Raw genomic sequence first — 2,235 nt, 5'->3', positions numbered from 1 at the left:
TAAATCTTGTAAGCCGAGATAGCGTAGCGCACTGTCGATAAATTGTTTATCTTCATGTGTATACCAGCCTTTTGAATAAGGATAGCGTCCGAAACTTACTAAATCGTACACGGTTAAGCGAAAAGACAAAGGATTTTCTTGACGCAGAATTGAGAGTTTTTGAGCCAAAATATCGTGGGGCATTTTATCAATATCAAAGCCGTCGATATGAATTGTACCATTATGGTGTGGCAAAAGACGTCTTATCAGCATTAAAAGAGTTGACTTTCCCGAACCATTGGGCCCAATAAGAGAAATAATCCCCCCTTTTGGAAGATGAAGGCATAAATTATCGATAATCAATCGTGTTCCGTAAGCCTTGGAAAGATGATTGATCTCAATCATTTTAGTTTTCCCTTCATCAGTAACATTAAGAAAACAATTCCCCCACAAAACTCAATGATAAAACTTAAACGCCCTGCCATATGAAAAATTTGTTCTAAAATAAATTGTCCCCCCACCAGACAAATAATAGCCAATAATATTGCAATTGGAACAACAATACTGTGTTTTGCTTGAGGAGAAAGTTCATAGGAAAGGTTGGCAACTAACAGTCCAAAAAAGGTGACGGGGCCTACCAATGCGGTGGAAATGGATACGAGAATGGAAATAAAAATAAGGACAGCTGTCGCACTTTTGTGGTAATTAACGCCAAGATTGAGGGCATTTTCACGTCCCAAAGCCAAAATATCAAGAAGATGACGGGAATGCCATCCAATCAGACTCACAATGAAGACAATGATTGTGGCAAAGCTTATTAATGGTGTATTGAATTTATTAAAATTTGCAAACATAATATCGGTTAAATTCATCATTTGGTCTGGATTTAGTTGCAATTGCATAAACATCCGTAAACTGAAAAAAAATCCGCCTAAAACAACACCGATTAAAAGCGTCAAATGAAGTCCTTTTAGGCTTCCTGAAAAGAGCCAGCGAAAAAGGCTTATTGAAAAAAGAATAAGAATGAGGGCTTCAAGAACGAGCTGTCCTTCTTCATTCAAAAAGGGCAAAGAAAGAGAGCCTACAAAATACATTAGGGCAGTCTTTATTAAAATATAAAGCTGATCAAATCCCATAATTGAAGGAGTAAGAAGACGGTTATTAACGATTGTTTGAAATAAAACCGTGGAAACGCTTATTGCATAGGCAATAAGAAGCAAAGAGGAAAGTTTTGTAAGACGAAATTTCCATGTATAAACATTGATGTTCCACGTCATGTAAAGACTAATGACAGTGCATGCTATGATGATAAGTGTTGTTAGTACACATATTGTTTTTCTTCTTCTATCCAAGACGCTTTCTCCAGCGTAAAAGCAGTATCATAAAAATAAAACTACCGATTACACCCATTATGGTGCTGATGGGAATTTCAAGAGAGGGATGAATGATTCGTCCTAAAAGATCACAAATTAAGACCAATCCTGCACCGCTGATGGCCACCCAAGGAGCGGTATAGCGCATATTATCTCCCATGAAACTTGAAACAATATTTGGAATAATCAACCCAACAAAAGGAATACGGCCAATGGTACAGACAACAACAGCAGTGATTGAGGCGACAATAAAAAGACCAAAAAACATGACAACACGATAATTCAATCCAAGGTTATTGGTTAAATCTTCTCCCAAACTTGCAACCGTAAAGCGATCAGCAGTACAATAGGCCAGAATACAAAGGGGAAGGGATAGCCATAAGAGCTCATATTTTCCTTCAAGAACCATCGAAAAACTGCCAAATAAGTAAGCTTGAAGAGAAGGAAGTAACATTTCATAATCTGCAATGGCATTGGTTAAAGAGCCAATAATATAGCTTAGCATAATCCCTGTAAGGGGTACAATGAGAGCAGATTTTAGAGGAATGCGTCGCAATAAAAACATAAAAAGTAAAGTGCCTACCATGGCAAAAATTGTCGCAACGACCATTTTTCCTAAAACAGGAATATCGGGCCAAAAAATCATGATAAAAAGAATGCCAAGGGAAGCAGATTCAATGGTTCCAGTGGTTGATGGTTCGACAAAGCGATTGCGTGTTAATAGTTGCATAATCATGCCTGAAAGTGCAAGTGCTGCGCCTACTAAAAGGATTGCAATGGTACGAGGAAGACGTGTTTGCCAAAAAATAAGCCACGCATGGGGATCGGCTGCGAAAAGGTTAGAAGGTGTGACATCAGAATAACCAACAAAAATGCTGAGGAT

3 protein-coding genes are annotated in these 2,235 nt (G+C 38.1%); all 3 read right to left on the bottom strand.

What is annotated here, in order from left to right:
* Window positions 1-384, bottom strand: a 384-nt coding sequence (locus ACFIL8_RS08470) for an ATP-binding cassette domain-containing protein (protein ID WP_375689425.1), incomplete at its 3' end; no start/stop codon positions are given.
* A complete protein-coding gene (locus tag ACFIL8_RS08465; RefSeq protein ID WP_375629923.1) occupies window positions 381-1,256 on the bottom strand; it encodes an iron chelate uptake ABC transporter family permease subunit in 876 nt (291 codons plus the stop codon). The genes ACFIL8_RS08465 and ACFIL8_RS08470, both read right to left, overlap by 4 nt.
* A 67-nt stretch (window positions 1,257-1,323) precedes the next feature.
* Window positions 1,324-2,235: ABC transporter permease (locus tag ACFIL8_RS08460; RefSeq protein ID WP_375689423.1), on the bottom strand; the 912-nt coding region annotated here is incomplete at its 5' end.

This window comes from Bartonella sp. AP57NXGY, from assembly GCF_042195805.1.
Taxonomy (GTDB): Bacteria; Pseudomonadota; Alphaproteobacteria; order Rhizobiales; family Rhizobiaceae; genus Bartonella.
Note: the sequence above shows the minus strand (reverse complement) of the source record. Positions and strands in the feature narration are given on the sequence as shown.